Here is a 16466-nt window from a genome sequence, read left to right on the forward strand (position 1 = left end):
CGACAGCTTGTCCCAGAGGGGGCTGCCGTAGATGTCCACGAGCTCGTCGGCGAGGGGGCGGCCGTCCTCCGGCTCCGGGGTATCCCAGGCGATGTCGCGGGAGGCATTCCACTGATCGCGCTTGGCCTTCTCGTAGAGGCCGCGCATGTCCTCGGCCTGCACCGCGTAGTCGAACTCGAAGACTGTATCCATCGGGCTGGGGATCACGCGGCGATCCATGGCGGAACCTCCCGGGCGGCCCTGGCCGTCCTCTTTGGATGGCAACACGATCGCAAAAAACTCCAAGGTATTCTTTTGAGACTATACGGTTTTTAGCATGCCGGAGGCGTCCCGTCAAGTAGACTCCGGAGCCATGAACGCCCGGCGGCAGGCCGTCCGCGACCAGATCCTCCGCACGGCGGCAGACCTCTTTCGCGAGCGCGGGTATCGGGCCTCCACCCTCGACGACATCGCCCGGCGGCTCGGCATGTCCAAGGCCTCGCTCTACGCGTACTTCCACGCCAAGGACGAGATGCTCGCGGCCATCTCCCGGGAAACCATCGAGGGATTCACCCGGGAGCTCAGCCTGGTGCTGCGCTCGAGCTTGCCCCCGGAAGACAAGCTCCGCCGGGTCGTCCGGCAGCACGTGCGCTTCGTCATCGCCAACCGCTCGTTCCTCACTGTCTTCTTCAGCGAGGAGGCCAACCTGCCCGCGCGCTTCGCGCGCCAGCTCGCCGCGCAGAAGGACCGGTATGACAAGGGCGTGGAGTCCATCGTGGACGAAGGCATCCGGCGGGGGATCTTCCGCGACGTGCCCCCCCGCCTCGTCGTCTTCGGGCTCCTGGGGATGCTCAACTGGCTCTACAAGTGGTACAACCCGGCCGGCCGCTGGGGCGCCGAAGAGGTGTCCGGCGCGTTTCTGATGCTGGTGGAAGACGGGTTGCACCGGAAGCCGCCGCGGGGGCGGACCCTGACGGGAAAGATGCGGCGGCTCAAGCGCGAGCTCCAGGCGGTGGAGCGGGCGCTCGATGCCTGATCTTCTCGGGGCCCACATGTCCATCGCGGGAGGAGTCCACCGGGCTCTCGAGCGCGGGCGCGAAGTCGGCTGCTCGGTCGTCCAGATCTTTCTCAAGAACCAGCTGCAGTGGACGGCCGCCCCCTACACGGAGGAGGACATCCGACGATTCAGCACAGCGTGGAAAGCCACGCGCATGCGGACGGTCTTCGCCCACTCGAGCTACCTGATCAATCTCGCGGCCCCGGCGGAGACGGAGTGGAAGCGCGCGGTGGCGGCGTTTCACGATGAGCTCGAGCGGGCGGAGGCGCTCGGGCTGCCCTTCGTGATCATCCACCCCGGCTCCCACCGGGGCGAAGGCCTCGAGGCCGGCATCGACCGCATCGTGGCCGCCCTCGACGAGTTGACGGCGCGCACGCGGGGCTATCGCGTCATGGTGCTGCTCGAAAACACCGCGGGCGGCGGCGCCACCATCGGCCGGACCTTCGAGGAGCTGGAGAAGCTTCTGGACGCCGTCAAGGCGCCCGAGCGGGTCGGCGTTTGCCTCGACACTTGCCACCTCTTCGCCGCGGGCTACGACCTGCGTACACTCGAAGGCTACGAGGCGGCCATGCAGGCGTGTGCCCGCCACCTCGGGATCCGGAGGGTCCGCGCCTTTCATTTGAACGACGCCAAGGCGCCGCTGGGCTCCGGGCTCGACCGCCACGAGAAGATCGGCAAGGGCAAGCTGGGCGTAGCCGCGTTCCGCCGGCTCATGACCGACCCGCGCTTCCTGCGCGTGCCCATGGCCCTCGAGACGCCGAAGGAGCCAGAGCCGCAGTCGGACCGAGCCGCCCTCGCCCTCCTGCGCAAGCTCCGCGCCGGCGGTCCGTCCACATAGTTGGTGTGTCCTCGCCAGCAAGAATGCTCCGCTCCGAGCGCCGGCTTCGCCGGCGCAATCCCATCGTGGGGGAGGCTCGGAGGGGGCCGTCGAGGCCCCCCTCCGATTGTGACTAGCGCGAGCGCATGACGCCCACGCGGGCGCAGCGGGGGCTCACGGGGCACTCCGAGCATCTGGGCGAGACGGGCTGGCAGATGTTCTGCCCGAAGGACACGAGCAGATCGTTGTAGCCGATCCAGTACCGGCGGGGCAGCTGCTTTCTCAGCGCCGTCTCGGTCTCGGTGGGGTTCTTCGTCTTCACGTAGCCCAGGCGGTTCGAGATGCGGTGGACGTGGATGTCCACGCAGATGCCCGGCTTGTTGAAGCCCTGGGTGACCACGAGATTGGCGGTCTTTCGGCCCACGCCCTTGAGGGTGAGGAGCTGATCGATCTCGTCCGGCACCTGTCCTCCGAAGCGCTCCAGGAGATCCCCGCACACGCCCAGGATGACGCGCGCTTTGGTGCGGTAGAAGCCGACGGGAAAGATCGCGCGCTCGATCCGCTGGGCGGGCAGCCGGAGCATGGCTTCCGGCGTGTCGGCCATGGCGAAGAGGCGGGCGGCCGCGGGCCCCGTGGTCTCGTCCTTGGTTCGCAGCGAGAGCAGACAGGCGATGAGCACGCGGAAGGGGTCGCGGCGCTCCGCCGCCACCTCGGCCATCGACGTCTTGCGCCAGCGCGGGGCGTGCCGGGTCAGGGTCTCGATGACCCGGCCGATCTCCACCCGCCGCCCTTTCCCCCTCAGGTGCGCGCCTTGATCTTGGCGAGGAGGGCCTTGGCGTCCGGCACGTCCTTCATGGTCCAGTCCGCGGGATTGAAGGGCGCCTTCTCTTCGAGCACGGCCTCGAGCTCGCGCCGGGCATCGGCCCCGCGGCCCTTCTTCCACAGCGTGCGGGCGAGGCCGAGCCGCATGTTGGTGTGGTGCGGGTCGATCTCGAGACCCTTGCGGAAGAGGGCCTCGGAGCGGTCGAGGTCGCCGCCCGCGAAGGCCGGGACCTCGTAGTAGATGGTGCCCCCGAGGGCGTAGGCGGGCGCGTAGGAGGGATCGAGATCGAGCGCCGTCTGCATCGCCTCCTTGACCGCGGGCAGGAGAAAGAGCGAGCGGAGCACGCCCTTGGTCTGCCCCCAGCGGCCCGTGTTGGTGCCGTACCAGAACCGGGCGGCAGGACTCTTGGGGGCGAGCTCGATGGCGCGCTGGGCGGCCTGACGTCCGCGGTCATAGGCCTCGAGCTTTTCCTGCGTGCTCTTCGCGCGGACATCGCCGTACATGAAGCAGGCCTCGGAGAGAGCGAGGAGGATCTCGGGCTGCGGGTCCGACTGCGCGGCCTTCTCGAGGGCGGCCCGGAGCTCGTCGATGCGCGGGAGGTTCTCGTGATAGCGCGTCGACAGGAAGCGGAGCTCGCTCACGAGCGACGATTCGGCTCCCGCCGTGATCGCGGTGGCCATCACGAGCAGAGCGACCACGAGCGCGCGCATGGTCTGATGCTAGGGGCCGCCCGCGAAGGTGTCAACTTGAACTGGGGCGAAGGGGCCGCTACTGTGGACGCGATGAAGCAGGTGACCGTGGCCGCCCTCGGACTCTGGCTCGGCGCCATGGGCTTCTTTGCCTTCGTGGTGGCGCCCGCGGCCTTCTCGACGCTGGACCGGGAGGCGGCGGGCCGCTTCGTGGGGGTGGTCTTTCCGAAGTACTATGCGGTGGGATTGGGGCTCGGGCTGATGGCCCTGGCCAGTGTGGTCGTGCGGGTGCTCGGGCGCGGGGTCCGGCCGCTGGACTGGGTGCCCATAGGCCTCCTCGTGCTCATGCTGGCCCTGACGCTCTACGCGGGCGCCGTGGTCCTGCCCGCGGCCCATGCCGCTCGCGAGGCCGTGCGCGCGGCCGGCGCGGATCCGGCGACGGCGGCCGGTTTCGCCCGGCTCCATCGCCTGTCGAGCATCCTGAACGTCATCGTCATGCTCGCGGGCATCGTGACCTTGATCATGGAGGCGGTGAGGACCCGATGAAAACCTTCGACCCGCTCGGTCTCGACCACATCGTGTTGCGCGTGAGCGATCAGGAAGCCTCCCAGCGCTTCTACGTCGACATCCTGGGCTGCACGCTCGACCACGTCAATGCCCGCATCTCGCTCGTGCAGCTCCGCTTCGGCGAGCAGCTCATCGATCTCCTGCCCGGCCGGCCCTCCGCGGAGGGTCTCGATCACTTCTGCCTGTCCATCCGCTGCGCCGATCTCGGCGCGGTCAGGGAGGCGCTGGCGGACCGCGGGGTCAAGCTCGAGGGCGAGGTGGTGGAGAGGCGCGGGGCCTATGGCACGGGGCCGTCGCTCTATCTCCGCGATCCCGACGGCTACCTGATCGAGCTCAAGCCCCGCTGAGGGTCAGGCCCAAGAGGGTTCGCACGATCTCCCCGGGCGGCACCGCGCCCCCTTGCGTCGCCGATTGGAGGAGGCAGCCCTCCGCCGCTCCCAGGATGACGGCGGCCACGGCGCCGGCGTCGAGATCTTTCCGAAAAGTGCCCGCGGCCGCTCCCGCCTGAAGGATCTCCTGGAGGGCGAGGCGGAGCTGCTCCCGCTGCCAGGCCAGGGCCAGCCGATGGTGCTTGTCGCGGCGCGCCCGCATCCAGGCCGTGAGGAGGAGCTCGGAGAAATCCGGATCGCTCTGCCCGTGGGCGCCGAAGATGATCTCCATCGCCCCCTCCAGCCTCACCGCGGGCGATTCGCTTCCCCGGGCCACGCGGTCCACGGCGGCCACGATGGGAGCGAAGCGCTCCTCGATGGCGCGGACGGTGTCGGCGGCAGCCTCGGGGCCGGGCGCGGGCGACGCCGCCTTGGGAGCGTCCGGCGTGATCCGCGGCGCGGGCGGCGGGCGGGGAGCTTTGCGCTTCACGCGTCGATTATCCCATGCGACAATCCCCGCTCATGGACTTCCGCCTCTCGCCTGAGCAGGAGCGATTCCGCGCCGAGCTGGGCGAGTGGCTCGCCGTCAATTCTCCCGGGGACTGGGGGAAGATCCGCGCGGAGCTCAAGAATCGGGACGCGCAGGCCGCCTTCCTCATCGACTGGCAGCGAAAGCTCCACGCGGCGGGCTATGTCGGGCTTCAGTGGCCGGCGGCGTATGGCGGCCGCGGGGCCACCATCATGGAGCAGGCGCTCTTCTACGAGGAGATGGCTCGGGCGCGGGCCCCCGAGCTGCCCAACGCGATCGGGCTCGACATGGCGGGCCCGGCCCTCATGACCCACGCGACAGAGACCCAGAAGCGCCTGCACCTGCCGCGCATCCTCTCGGCGGAGCATATCTTCTGCCAGGGCTTCTCGGAGCCCGATGCGGGAAGCGATCTCGCGTCCGTGCAGACTCGGGCCGAGCGCACGAATGGCCGATACGTGATCAACGGGCAGAAGGTGTGGACCTCCTATGCCCACTACGCCAACTGGTGCATTCTCCTCGCCCGCACCGACCCCGCCGCCCCCAAGCACAAGGGTCTGACCTTCTTTCTCGTGGACATGCAGAGCCCGGGCTTCACCGTCAAGCCGCTGCGCCAGATGAGCGGGGACGCCGAGTTCAACGAGCTCTATTTCGACAACCTCGAGGTGCCGGCGGACAACGTGGTCGGGCGGGAGAACGGAGGCTGGGCAGTGGCCATCACCACGCTCATGTTCGAGCGCGGGCCCCGCGCGCTCTCCCGCCAGCTCATCCTCCGCCAGGGCCTGGCCGAGGCGCTGGAGCTGGCCAAGGCGCGCGGCAAGGCGGGTGACCCGGTCATGCGCCAGCGACTGGCGCAGGCGTTGATCGACAGCGAAGTTCTCCGCTATGCCAATCTCCGCCTCCTGACGCGGCTGATCCGCGGCGAGCCGCCGGGCCCCGAGGGCTCGGCCTCCAAGCTCTTCTTCAGCGAGACCTGGCAGCGGCTGCTCGAGCTCGGCGTCGAGCTGCAGGGGCCCTATGCCGCGCTCTGGCAGGGGACGGATCGCGCGGTCGAGGATGGGTGGTGGCAGTTCCGCATGCTGCGCTCGCGCGGGGACACCATAGCCGGCGGCACCTCCGAGGTCATGAAGAACATCCTGGCCGAGCGGGTGCTGGGCCTGCCCAAGGACTAGAGAGCGCTACGGGCTCTCCGTCCGTCGGGCGCCGCTGACAAACTCGAAGGCCTCGATCTCCACGCGATAGCGGCGGTCCGTCCCCGACGACGAGAGCCTGATCTCGAAGGGCACCGTGGCCTTCGCTCCCACGGTGCCCGGCACATAGGCCCGACCTCGGCTCACCACCCGGCCATTCTCGTCGAGGCCCTCGGCCCTGACGACGACGCGCTCGCAGGCCTGGGCCGAGGCATTGCGCACCTCGCCCAGGATGAGCACGCGAGCGCCCCCCTCCCGCTGCGTCTGGAACGTCAGCGTAAGGTCCTTGGAGGACTGGGGCGTGAAGGTATATGTCTGGGCGGCCGCCGGGCCAAGCCAGGCCGCGGCCACTACGCAGGCCAGCAGGAGCCGGGCCGTCATTCGTAGCGGAGCGCTTCGATGGGATTGAGGCGGGCGGCCTTGCGGGCTGGATAGAAGCCGAAGAAGATCCCGATGGCCGCCGCAAAGCCGAAGGCGATGACGATGGCTTCCGGCCGGACCAGGGTTCGCCAGCCCGCGAAATAGGGAATCGTGTACGAGGTGACGAGACCGAGCACCACGCCGATCGTCCCCCCGATCAGCGAGAGGGTCACCGCCTCCACGAGGAACTGCATCAGGATGTCGCGCCCGCGCGCGCCCACGGCCATGCGGAGGCCGATCTCGCGGGTCCGCTCCGTCACCGAGACGAGCATGATGTTCATGATACCGATCCCCCCCACGAGCAGCGAGACGGAGGCGATGGCGGCGAGGAGGATGGTCATCACGCGCGAGGATTCTTCTTGCGCCGCCGCGTACTCGGCGAGGTTGCGGATGTCGAAGTCGTCGTCCTGATACGGCTGGAGCCGATGGCGCTGGCGCAAGAGCTCCCGCGTCTGGGTCTCCGCGTTCTTCATGTCCTCGCCCTCGCGCACCTTGACGGAGATGGCGCCCACGGAGCGCGCATTGGCCTGGCTCACCCCGAGGAGCTTGCGCTTGGCCGTGGAGAGCGGAACCAGGATGATGTCGTCCTGGTCCTGGCCCCAGGTGGTCTGCCCCTTCTTGCCGAGGACGCCCACCACGGTGAAGGGGACCTTGCGGATGCGAATGACCTGGCCGAGAGGATCCGAGTCGGCGAAGAGATTGCGGGCCACGGTCTCGCCCAGGAGCGCCACCTTGGTCGCGCCGTCCACTGCATCCTGGGCAAAGGCCTGCCCCGCCACCACCGACCAGTCCCGTGCCTCGAAGAACTCGGGCGTGATGCCCTGCACCTGGGTCGACCAGTTGAGGTTGCCCCAGACCACCTGGGACCAGCCGCGCATGCTCGGCGCGGCGGCCTCGACAAGCGGGACCTCGCGCTTGATGGCCCAGGCATCCTCCTCGGTGAGGCTGAGCTGGGAGCCCGTCCCCAGGCGCAACCCGCCCGTCGTGCGGGAGCCCGAGAGCACGATCAGCATGTTGGCGCCGAGACTCTGGATCTGCTCGGCGATGCGGGCCTGCGCGCCCGAGCCGACCGAGATCATGGCGATCACCGCGGCCACGCCCATGATGATGCCGAGCATGGTCAGGATGCTCCGGAGCTTGTTCACGCGGAGGGCGCGAACGGCGATGCGGGCGCCCGCGAGGATGTTCACTCCTCGTCCTCTTCCTCGGGCAGGGTGGCGAGCACCCGGCGCGCGTCGCGGGTCTCCGCCATCGCTTCGTCCTTGAGCACCCGACCGTCGCGGAACGTGATGGTCCGCGCGGCGAAAGGCACGATGTCGGCCTCGTGGGTCACGAGGACGATCGTGATGCCCTGGCGATTGAGGTCCTGCAGGATGGCCATGACCTCCACGCTGGTGCGCGTGTCGAGGTTGCCCGTCGGCTCATCGGCCAGGATCAAGACCGGGTCGTTGACGAGGGCGCGGGCGATGGCCACGCGCTGCTGCTGTCCGCCCGAAAGCTGCGAGGGGTGATGGTCGGCCCGGTCGGCCAAGCCGACCGCCACCAGCTTGGAGCGGGCGCGCTCATGCCGCTCGCGGGCCGGCAGGCCCGTATAGAGAAGCGGCAGCTCCACGTTCTCGAGGGCGCTCGTGCGGGGCAGCAGGTTGAAGCCCTGGAAGACGAAGCCGATCTTGGCGTTGCGGATCTTGGCGAGAGCGTCGCCCGACAGGTTGGACACGTCCTGGGTATCGAGCACGTAGCGGCCGGAGCTCGGACCGTCCAGGCATCCGAGCAGGTTCATGAAGGTAGACTTGCCCGAGCCAGAGGGCCCCATGACGGCGACGAACTCGCCAGCGCGGACTTCCAGCGAGACCTGACGCAAGGCGTGCACGACCTGGGCGCCCACCCGGTAGTTCTTGGTCAGCTCGTGCGTCTCGATGAGGGCGCTGCCCACGCTAGAGCCTCAGCCGGGGACTATCGCTGGGCCGCGAGGGTGAGCGCGAGTCCGCCGTGCCCACCAGAACCTCCTGGCCCTCCTTGAGGTCGGAGGCGAGCACTTCGGTGAAGCTCCCGTCGCTGATGCCCAGCCGCACCGTGACGGGAACGGGCTTGGCGTCCGGCCCGAGCACGAATACGCGCCCCGAGACGGCCTGGCGACCCGCCCGCGCGTCGGCCATCTCCTTGTCGTACTTGGCGCGCTGCTCCGACGTCAGGATGGCCCGGATCTGCTCGCGCGAGGCCTCGCGGATCCGCTGGCTCTCGAGGCGGCGCTGATTGTCATTGGCCCCGGGCGTGGCGAGCGCGCGGATCTTTTCCCGAGTCTCCTGCAGGATGGGCTCGAGCTTCTGCACCTGCTCCGGAGTGAGCCCCAGGGACTTGGTGAGGCGCTCCCGGATCTCATCGATCGAGGGTTGTGCTGCACCGCCGCCCGCGCCGGCGCCGGGGGCGACGCCTCGCACGGGCACGCTGTCATCGCCGGGCAGGCGGAAGCGAAGGGCGGAGTTCGGCACCTTGAGGACGGAGTCCTTCTGGTCCACGATGAGGCGCACGTTGGCTGTCATGCCGGGCAGGAGCCTGAGGTCCGGGTTCCGCGCCGAGATCACGACATTGTAGGTGACGACGTTCTGGAGCACCTGGGGCGCCTTGCGTACCTGCATCACCTCGCCCGAGAAGGTCTGGTTGGCGAAGGAGTCCACCGTGAAGGTGGCGTGCAGCCCTTCCCGGATGCGACCGACATCGGCCTCGTCCACGTTGGTATCCACCTGCATCTGCGTCAGGTCCTGGGCGATGGTGAAGAGCGTGGGGGCCTGGAGGCTCGCGGCCACCGTCTGACCGACGTCCACGGTACGCGAGACGACGACCCCGTCCACGGGTGCCCGGATCTCGGTATGGTCCAGGTCGACCTGGGCTTGTCTGAGACCGGCCTCCTGCTGAACGACGTTCGCGGACGCGGCCTGGAGCTGCGCCTCCACGACGCGCAGCTGCGCTTGAGCCGATCGAATCTGAGAGGCCTGAGCGTCCTCCTGGGCCTTGGCGGACTCGGCCTGGGCCACGGCGGAGTCATAGGCCGCCTGCGCCGTGTCCTCGTCGGCCTGCGCGATGAGGCCCCTCTTCCTGAGATCCGTGTTTCTGGTGAGAGTGCGACGGCTATCGAGCACGGCCACCTGGGCCTTGGCGGTCTGCGCCTTGGCCACGGCCAGCGCCGCCTGGGTGTTGGCGAGATCAGCCCGGGTCTTCTCGACGAGCGCCCGCTGATTGAGGACGTTCGCCTTGGCCGCGTCGACCTGGGCCTTGGCCTGGGACACCGCGGCCTGGAACTTTTCCGGATCTATCCGGGCCACGAGCTGGTTGCGCTTGACCTGGGAGTTGAAGTCGGCGAAGAGCTCCTTGATCTGCCCCGAGACCTGGGAGCCGACCTGGACGGTGACGACGGCATTGAGGGTGCCCGTGGCGGAGACGGTGGCCGTGAGCGGCCCCCGCTCAACCTTGGCCGAGCGGAAGCGGGGCGTGCTGCCGCGGCTCTGCGCGTAGAACCAGGCGCCGCTGGCCCCCGCGGCCAGCACGACCATGACGACGATGATCCACGCACGACGACCCATAGCCATGAGACTAACCTGCGAGAGGCTTTATTCCTAGAGCCGGGCTCCGCGCCCGCGACAACGGACTGTCCCAAGTAGCTCTCATGCCCTCGCGCGCAGGAGCGTTCCACTTCGAGCGCCGGCGTCGCCGGCGCAGTTTTAGGATTGCTCGCCTCGGACGGTGGGGCCCCAGCCCCACGACGTCCTGCGGCTCGCCCTGCATCGGGGGAGGCATCGGAAGGGGGGCGGAGCCCCCCTCCGACCCATCTAGCGCCGGCCGAGGAACCGCTCGAGCTGGGCGATGGCGATTCGGTAGTTCGCCAGGGCCTGGACCAGGGTGGCCTGGGCCGTGGTCAGGGCGAGCTGCGCGTCGGTCAGCTCGATGATATTGGCCACGCCGGCATCGAACCGCCCCTGGCTCAGGCGGAAGTTCTCGTCGGCGGATTCCACGCCCTTGGTGGCCGCGCCGATGGATTCCTCGCTCTGGATGGCCGTGTTGTATGCCTGCTCCACCTGCTGCCAGATGGTCAGCTCGGTGTCCCGCACCCTCGCTTGCGCGGCGTCCCGCTGGGCCTGGGCCTGCTTGTAGAGCGCGATCTTTCCCCCGCCATCGAAGATGGTCCAGTTGAGCTGGACGCCGTAGTTGTAGATCTCGTTCATGTCGGCGCGCGCGGCCCCGTAGGTGCCGCTGGCGGTGATGTTCGGGAAGAAGTTGCGGAATTGCTGCTTGACCGTCTGCTCGGCCTGCTCGAAGCGCGCCTTGATCTGGCGGTACTCGGGACGCCGGGCGAAGGCTTCCGGCAAGAGCGTCTTCGGATCGAAGTCCACGTGCTGGTAGGCCAGGATGTCCCGGACCCGGGTCGGCGTGTTCACGGGGATGCCCATGAGCGTGTTGAGCGTGGTGCGCGAGATTACCACGGCATTGAGGGCGCCGATCAGGTTGACCTGGGCCGTGGCCACGTCCACCTCGGCGCGCGTCACCGCGGACTTGGGCTGGGTGCCGACGTCGAAGAAGCCCTTGGCGCTGCGGAGATTGACGAGGGCCCGCTCGAGGGCCGCCTGGTTGACCTCGACGAGCCGCTCGTTGAGGATCAGATTGAAATAGCCCGTCTTGACGAGACGCACGCTCTCGTCCTTCTGGATCTCCACGTCCTCGGCCGAAGACTTCGCGCCCGCTTTGGCGGCGGCGGTGGCGGCCAGGGTCTTCCCGAAGTCCCAGAGGAGCTGCGAGGCGGTCACCGTCGCCGTGGTCGAGAGCGAGTGCGACGTCGTGGTGACGTTGCGGATCTGGGAGAGCGGAGCCAGCTGGCCGGAAGGGGACGGGCCCGATGAGACGGTCTGCTGCTGGAAGCCGTTCCACTGGCCCGTGAGCTGAGGCAGCTGGGGGGCGAGCTGGATGTAGATGTTCTGGATCGAGGACTGGTAGTCGCCGATCCGCGCCAGGATGAGCGGCTGATTGTCGAGGGCGATCTTGATCGCCTCCTCGAGCTCAAGCTCTTTGCCCTTGAGCTCGTCCGGAGTCGGGAAGGCCCGGATGCCGGGGGGCGTGGGCAGCATTTCTCGAATGGGAACCTGGGTCGCAGGGAGGCCCGGGATGGACCCGGTTCCCGCCGGGGGTCTCGTGGCATCGCTCGGAGGCGTGATCGTCATGGGAGGCGCCGTCACGGGCCCGGACGGCGTGGCAGGACCGGGAGCAGGCGTCGGGGGGGCGCCCGGCGTGGCCGGCGGCGTACCCGGCAACGTCTGGATGGTGCCCGGGGGAGTCTGGGTGGCGCCCGGCGGCAACTGGGAGCCTCCGGGCGGTATGACCTGCGATCCCCCTCCTGGCGGCGGCTGGGTCTGCCCGGCGGCCAGGGAGACACAGAGCGCGGAGCCCAAGAGGGCCAGCACGAGGAGCCTTCGCGGTGCCCGCCCGCTCATGCGGTCTCTCCCTGGAGCGACAGTTGGGCCGCGTCTTCCATCCGGCGCGGGAAACGCTCTTCGAGGATGACGTAGAGCGTGGGGATGAAGAGAAGCGTCAGAACCGTGGACACGGCGAGGCCACCGATGACGGCTCGGGCCAGCGGGGCATTGGCCTCGCTGCCCGTGCCGATCCCGAGCGCCATGGGGAGGAGGCCCACGAGCGTGGTCAGGCTCGTCATGAGGATGGGGCGGAGCCGGGTGCGGCCGCCCCTGACCACGGCCTCGCGGAGGGGCAAGCCTTGCCGCCTCAGCTCGTTCATGTACTCGACGAGCAGGACGCCATTGGATACCACGATGCCCACCATCATGATGATGCCCATGAACGACGTGACGTTGAGCGTGGTGCGCGTGAGGAAGAGCGCCCACACGACGCCGATCATCCCGAGGGGCACCGAGAACATGATGATGAAGGGATCGAGGAGCGAGCGGAACTGGGAAGCCATGACCATGTAGACGAGGACGATGGCGAGAGCCGAGGTGAACTTGAGGCTCCCGAACGCCTCGCGCTGCTGCTGGATCTGGCCGCCCATCTGGAAGGTGAAGCCGGGGGGTACGGGCAAGGCCTTGAGATTGTCCTCGATGTCCTGGGCGATGGCTCCAAGGTCACGGTCTGCGGCCGGCTGGGCGTTGATCTTGATGAGGCGCTGCTGGTACTTCCGCTCGATCATGACGGGCCCGACGCCCTGCTTGACCTCGGCCACGGCGCCCAGGAGAACCGGCCGGCCCCCTTCACCCATGACAAAGAGGCGCGACAAGTCCTCGGACGTGGTGCGAAAGGGCTCGTCCAGCTGCACGACGACATTGTATTGGTTGCCGGTTCGGGGATCGGTGAAAATAGACGGGTTGAGGCTGACGTTGCTGTTCAGCGAGATCAGGGCCGCCTGGGCGATGTCCCGCTGGCTCAGCCCCGCCATGGCCGCCTTCTCCCGGTCAACCACGATGTCGAACTGCGGATAGTTCTCCTCCCTGCTTATGAAGGGGAAGGTGACGCCCGGCACGTCCTGGATGCTCCGGACGACCTGGCGGGCGGTATCCCTGGCGTCGCGAAGGTCATAGCCCAGTTGCTCGATCTCGATGGGCTGCTGCGCCCCCGAATTGATGACGCGGCTGACGATGCCGCCAAACTGAATGGTGAAGATCGTTCCGGGAGACTGCCCGCCGAGCTTTGGACCAATCTCGGCGAAGATTTGCTTGTCTTTCCGGGTCCTTTTGTCTGGGTCGCTCAGATAGACCTGGAGCTGGGCCGCATGCGGCCCCGTGTTCTGGGAAAAGAGTCCCGACCGGCCCCCGGGCACCCCGATGGATGACACGATGGTCTTGATCTCTCCCGGCCTGGCCGTGGAGCGAATGACGTCCTCCATCCGCTTGACGATGCGCTCGGTCTCCTCCACGCGGGTCCCGACCGGAGCCCTCACCTGAAGGCGAAACTGGCTTTCGTCCGAGGCCGGGAAGAACTCGGTTCCCACCGCATTGGGGATGAGATAGATGACGACGGCCGAGGCCGACATCGCGAGGATGCCGCCGATCAGGGCTCGGCGGTGGTCGAGGGACCACTCGAGGCACCGCTGATACCAGGCGTCGAGCCGCTGGAAGATCTTGCCGCTCCACACGAAGAGCCGGTCGAACCGTCCTCGGAGACTCCGGTGCTCCGTCATCTCGTGCTCGCTCTTGAGCCACTGCAGGCACAGGAGCGGGGTGACCGTTCTCGAGACCAGGAAGGAGGCGAAGAGCGAGAACGAGATGGTGAAGGTCAACGGGATGAAGAGCAGCCTCGACTGGCCCTCCAGGAAGACGGTGGGCAGGAAGACGACGATGGTGGTGATGGTGGACACGAAGATCGGCATGGCCACCTCGCGGGCAGCGTCGAGCACGGCCTTGCGGCGCGGCTTGCCCGGCATGTCGAGGTGACGGTTGATGTTCTCGAGCTCCACGATCGAGTCGTCCACGAGACGGCCGACGGCGAGGGCCAGCCCGCCCAGGGTGAAGATGTTGAGGGTCTGGCCGAGGAAGTACATGGCGATGAGGGTCAACAGGAGGGACAGGGGGATGGCAATCGAGATGATGATGGTCGACACGAAGGAGCGCAGGAACACCAGGATGACCAGGAAGGCCAGGATGGAGCCCATGGCCGCCTCGTGCCAGAGGCTTTCGATGGACTGGCGGATATAGGTCGACTGGTCGAAACTCAGATTGACGTTGACGCCCGGGGGCACGCCGAGGAGCTTCGGAACGGTGGCCCTGACCGCGTCCACCACCTCGACGGTGTTCGCTCCCGGCTGCTTGTTGATGCGCAGAAACACCGAACGCTCACCGTTGACGCGGACGATGGAGACCTGGGTCTCCGCCGAGTCCTCCACCCGCCCGATGTCGCGCAGGCGGATCGGGGTGGTGCCCGTGCGGCGCACGATGATGTCCTCCATGGGCTCGACCACGGAGAACTGGTTGTTGGTGAACACGTTGTAGTCGAAGGAGCCGACCTTGACGTCACCTGAGGGCAGGAGGAAGTTGGCGTCGTTGACCGACTTGGTGACCTCATTGACCGAGAGCCCCTTCGAGTAGAGCCGGTCGCGATCCAGGTTGATGGTGATCTGCCGGATCTTCCCGCCGTCCACGCTCGCGGAGGCGACGCCGGACAGCCGCTCGAACTGTGGCTCGATGGTGTTGTAGGCCAGATCGTAGAGGGCGCGCTCGTCGAGGCCGCCCCCCGAGACCGTGACCACACAGACCGGGATGTTCGACAGGTCCGACTTGACGATGAAGGGCTGCTGCACCCCCGGGGGGAGGGTGTTGATGATCTGGTTGATCCGCTGCACCACCTCGGTCAGGGCCGCGTCGATGTCGGTGCCCCACACGAACTGCACGATGACCAGCGAGAACCCCTGGCGCGAGCGCGACTCGACGTGCTTGACGTTGGCGACGGCCGAGACCGCCTTCTCGAGGGGATAGGTGACGCTGCGCTCGATGTCCTGCGCCGAGGCGCCCTTGTAGACCGTGCCCACCTGGATCTGGGGGAAGTTGATGTTGGGAAAGAGGTCGATGGAGATGCGATTGATGGACGTCATGCCAAGCAAGACGATGGCGAGCGACGCCATCAGCACGGCGATGGCGTTCCGCATGGCCGCCAGGGTCAGCCACATGCGCTACTGGCCTGTCGCCGGCGTCGTGCGAACCTTCTGCCCCTGTCGCACCAGGTCCTTGCCCTGGAGGATGACCTGGTCATGCTCGGCCAGACCCTTGACGATCTCGATGCCCTTGGTGTCCGCGGCGCCAAGCTGTACCGGTACGGGCTCGACGGCGTTGTTCCTGACCACCATGACGAGGGGCGGGCCATCGCCGATGCGAAGGGTTTCCATGGGCACCGAAAGCACGCCCTTTCGGACTTCGACCACGGCCTCGACGCGCGCGAACATGCCGGGCTTGAGCCGGGCATCCGGGTTCGGGATCTCCACCTCGACACCCATGGTGCGCGAGCGGGGGTCGAGGTTGTGGACCACCCGCGCGATGGACCCCGCGAAGACCTCACCCTTGTACGGATCGGCCGTCACGCGTACTTCGCCGCCCACCTTCACCCGCCCGATGTCCCGCTCCGGCACCTCGAGCTGAACCTTCACGCTCTTGATGTCCTGGAGGACGATGATGCCCACCGATGTATTGGTGGTGCTCGAGGACTGCCCGCTCACCGCGGCCCCCTGATCAAGGTTGCGCTGGGCCACGTATCCCGCGAAGGGCGCGAGGAGCCTGGTATTGCTGAGATTGGTTTGCGCGAGGGACAACGCCGCCCGGTATGTCTCCACCTGTGCCTGGGCGAGCCGCACCTGGCTTTCCTGGGTGGTGATCTGCACCGTGGCCAGCCTGACCTGCGCCTCCGCGGCATCCGTCGACGCGGCCGAGGAGTCGGCGGTGGTCCGCGCATTGTCCCAGTCGGCCGCCGCGACCATGCCCTTCTGAAACAGGGTCTTCATCCGCTCGGCCTGGCGAGCGTCATTGGCGGCGACGGCGCGGGCCTTGGCGAGGTTGGCTCGCTGATTCTCGAAGTTGGCGCGCTGTCCCTCCAGCGTGGAGCGAGCGACCTCGAGCCCCGCCTGGGACGAAACGAGCGCGGCCCGGGCCTGTTCGGCGGAGGCCCGAAGCTCGAGGTCGTCGATCTCGGCCAGGAGCTGGCCCTCCTTGACGAAGTCTCCTCGCTCCACGTGGAGCTTGCGGATATAGCCGGAGACCTTCGAGAAGATCGCGGCCTGCTGGATGGGCAGGATGTCGGCCGTGAAGGAGAGCTTGACCTCTATGTCACGCCGCTGCGGGGAGATGATACCTACCAAGGGGTCTGGGCGACCCCGGGTCGCGCCGCGGGCCGGCTGAGCCCGGCTCCAGAGAAGGAGGCCGCTCCCGGTCGCCACGAGGAGGACGATGACGACGACCAGGACGCGATAGCGTCTGAGGAGACTCATCTCTTCTCGGGAACCGGAGGGGACAGGATCATCGGCTTTTGGCTGCAACCATTCTATGGATGGCGG

Annotated in this window: 16 protein-coding genes; 5 read left to right on the forward strand and 11 right to left on the reverse strand. The window is 67.8% G+C overall.

From position 1 onward, the window contains the following. Positions 1 to 219, reverse strand: a 219-nt coding sequence (locus VGT00_16535; protein HEV8533032.1) for an aminobenzoate oxygenase, incomplete at its 3' end; no start/stop codon positions are given. Between the two features lie 133 nt (positions 220 to 352). Between VGT00_16535 and VGT00_16540 the strand changes: the two genes are divergently transcribed. Together VGT00_16540 and VGT00_16545 are read left to right on the forward strand one after the other, a co-directional pair. Continuing rightward, positions 353 to 1015 carry a TetR/AcrR family transcriptional regulator gene (locus VGT00_16540; GenBank protein ID HEV8533033.1) on the forward strand — a complete coding sequence of 221 codons (663 nt, stop codon included), beginning with the start codon at positions 353 to 355 and terminating at the stop codon, positions 1013 to 1015. Continuing rightward, positions 1008 to 1874 (forward strand): deoxyribonuclease IV, encoded by an 867-nt coding sequence (locus VGT00_16545; GenBank protein HEV8533034.1) that lies wholly within the window; start codon positions 1008 to 1010, stop codon positions 1872 to 1874. Before VGT00_16540 ends, VGT00_16545 begins: the two co-directional genes overlap by 8 nt. A gap of 112 nt (positions 1875 to 1986) precedes the next feature. On the opposite strand, the gene nth is transcribed toward VGT00_16545, so the two are convergent. Both nth and VGT00_16555 read right to left on the reverse strand, forming a co-directional pair. After that, positions 1987 to 2628, reverse strand: coding sequence for an endonuclease III (gene nth, locus VGT00_16550; protein HEV8533035.1), 642 nt, complete (start codon positions 2626 to 2628; stop codon positions 1987 to 1989). 23 nt (positions 2629 to 2651) lie between these two features. Then, the gene (locus VGT00_16555) at positions 2652 to 3386 is read right to left on the reverse strand and encodes a tetratricopeptide repeat protein (GenBank protein HEV8533036.1); all 735 of its coding nucleotides are present in this window, start codon (positions 3384 to 3386) and stop codon (positions 2652 to 2654) included. Between the two features lie 6 nt (positions 3387 to 3392). Here VGT00_16555 and VGT00_16560 point away from each other — a divergent pair, with 6 nt between their 5' ends. After that, on the forward strand, positions 3393 to 3911 hold the full coding sequence (locus tag VGT00_16560) for a DUF4149 domain-containing protein (protein ID HEV8533037.1): 519 nt from the start codon (positions 3393 to 3395) through the stop codon (positions 3909 to 3911). Then, complete coding sequence (locus VGT00_16565; GenBank protein HEV8533038.1) at positions 3908 to 4279, forward strand: VOC family protein; 372 nt, start codon at positions 3908 to 3910, stop codon at positions 4277 to 4279. Before VGT00_16560 ends, VGT00_16565 begins: the two co-directional genes overlap by 4 nt. Here the strand turns inward: VGT00_16565 and VGT00_16570 are convergent. Then, positions 4266 to 4790 carry a TetR family transcriptional regulator C-terminal domain-containing protein gene (locus VGT00_16570; protein HEV8533039.1) on the reverse strand — a complete coding sequence of 175 codons (525 nt, stop codon included), beginning with the start codon at positions 4788 to 4790 and terminating at the stop codon, positions 4266 to 4268. The genes VGT00_16565 and VGT00_16570 overlap by 14 nt on opposite strands. A gap of 14 nt (positions 4791 to 4804) precedes the next feature. On the opposite strand from VGT00_16570, the gene VGT00_16575 reads away from it, so the two are divergent. After that, positions 4805 to 5998 (forward strand): acyl-CoA dehydrogenase family protein, encoded by a 1194-nt coding sequence (locus tag VGT00_16575; protein HEV8533040.1) that lies wholly within the window; start codon positions 4805 to 4807, stop codon positions 5996 to 5998. Between the two features lie 6 nt (positions 5999 to 6004). Here the strand turns inward: VGT00_16575 and VGT00_16580 are convergent, their stop codons facing one another. The 7 genes from VGT00_16580 to VGT00_16610 form a co-directional block, all read right to left on the reverse strand. After that, on the reverse strand, positions 6005 to 6397 hold the full coding sequence (locus VGT00_16580; GenBank protein ID HEV8533041.1) for an FxLYD domain-containing protein: 393 nt from the start codon (positions 6395 to 6397) through the stop codon (positions 6005 to 6007). Next, positions 6394 to 7626, reverse strand: coding sequence for an ABC transporter permease (locus VGT00_16585; protein HEV8533042.1), 1233 nt, complete (start codon positions 7624 to 7626; stop codon positions 6394 to 6396). Before VGT00_16585 ends, VGT00_16580 begins: the two co-directional genes overlap by 4 nt. Then, positions 7623 to 8369 carry an ABC transporter ATP-binding protein gene (locus VGT00_16590; GenBank protein HEV8533043.1) on the reverse strand — a complete coding sequence of 249 codons (747 nt, stop codon included), beginning with the start codon at positions 8367 to 8369 and terminating at the stop codon, positions 7623 to 7625. The genes VGT00_16585 and VGT00_16590 overlap by 4 nt, the downstream gene beginning before the upstream one ends. A gap of 1 nt (position 8370) precedes the next feature. Next, positions 8371 to 10014, reverse strand: a complete 1644-nt coding sequence (locus tag VGT00_16595; GenBank protein ID HEV8533044.1) for an efflux RND transporter periplasmic adaptor subunit — start codon at positions 10012 to 10014, stop codon at positions 8371 to 8373. Positions 10015 to 10260: 246 nt separating this feature from the next. Next, positions 10261 to 11913: a TolC family protein gene (locus VGT00_16600; protein ID HEV8533045.1), complete on the reverse strand. Its 1653-nt coding sequence runs from the start codon at positions 11911 to 11913 to the stop codon at positions 10261 to 10263. Beyond that, positions 11910 to 15092, reverse strand: a complete 3183-nt coding sequence (locus tag VGT00_16605; protein ID HEV8533046.1) for an efflux RND transporter permease subunit — start codon at positions 15090 to 15092, stop codon at positions 11910 to 11912. Before VGT00_16605 ends, VGT00_16600 begins: the two co-directional genes overlap by 4 nt. A 3-nt stretch (positions 15093 to 15095) precedes the next feature. Beyond that, complete coding sequence (locus tag VGT00_16610) at positions 15096 to 16400, reverse strand: efflux RND transporter periplasmic adaptor subunit (GenBank protein ID HEV8533047.1); 1305 nt, start codon at positions 16398 to 16400, stop codon at positions 15096 to 15098. Positions 16401 to 16466 lie beyond the last annotated feature (66 nt).

Source organism: Candidatus Methylomirabilota bacterium, assembly GCA_036002485.1.
GTDB lineage: Bacteria > Methylomirabilota > Methylomirabilia > Rokubacteriales > CSP1-6 > AR37.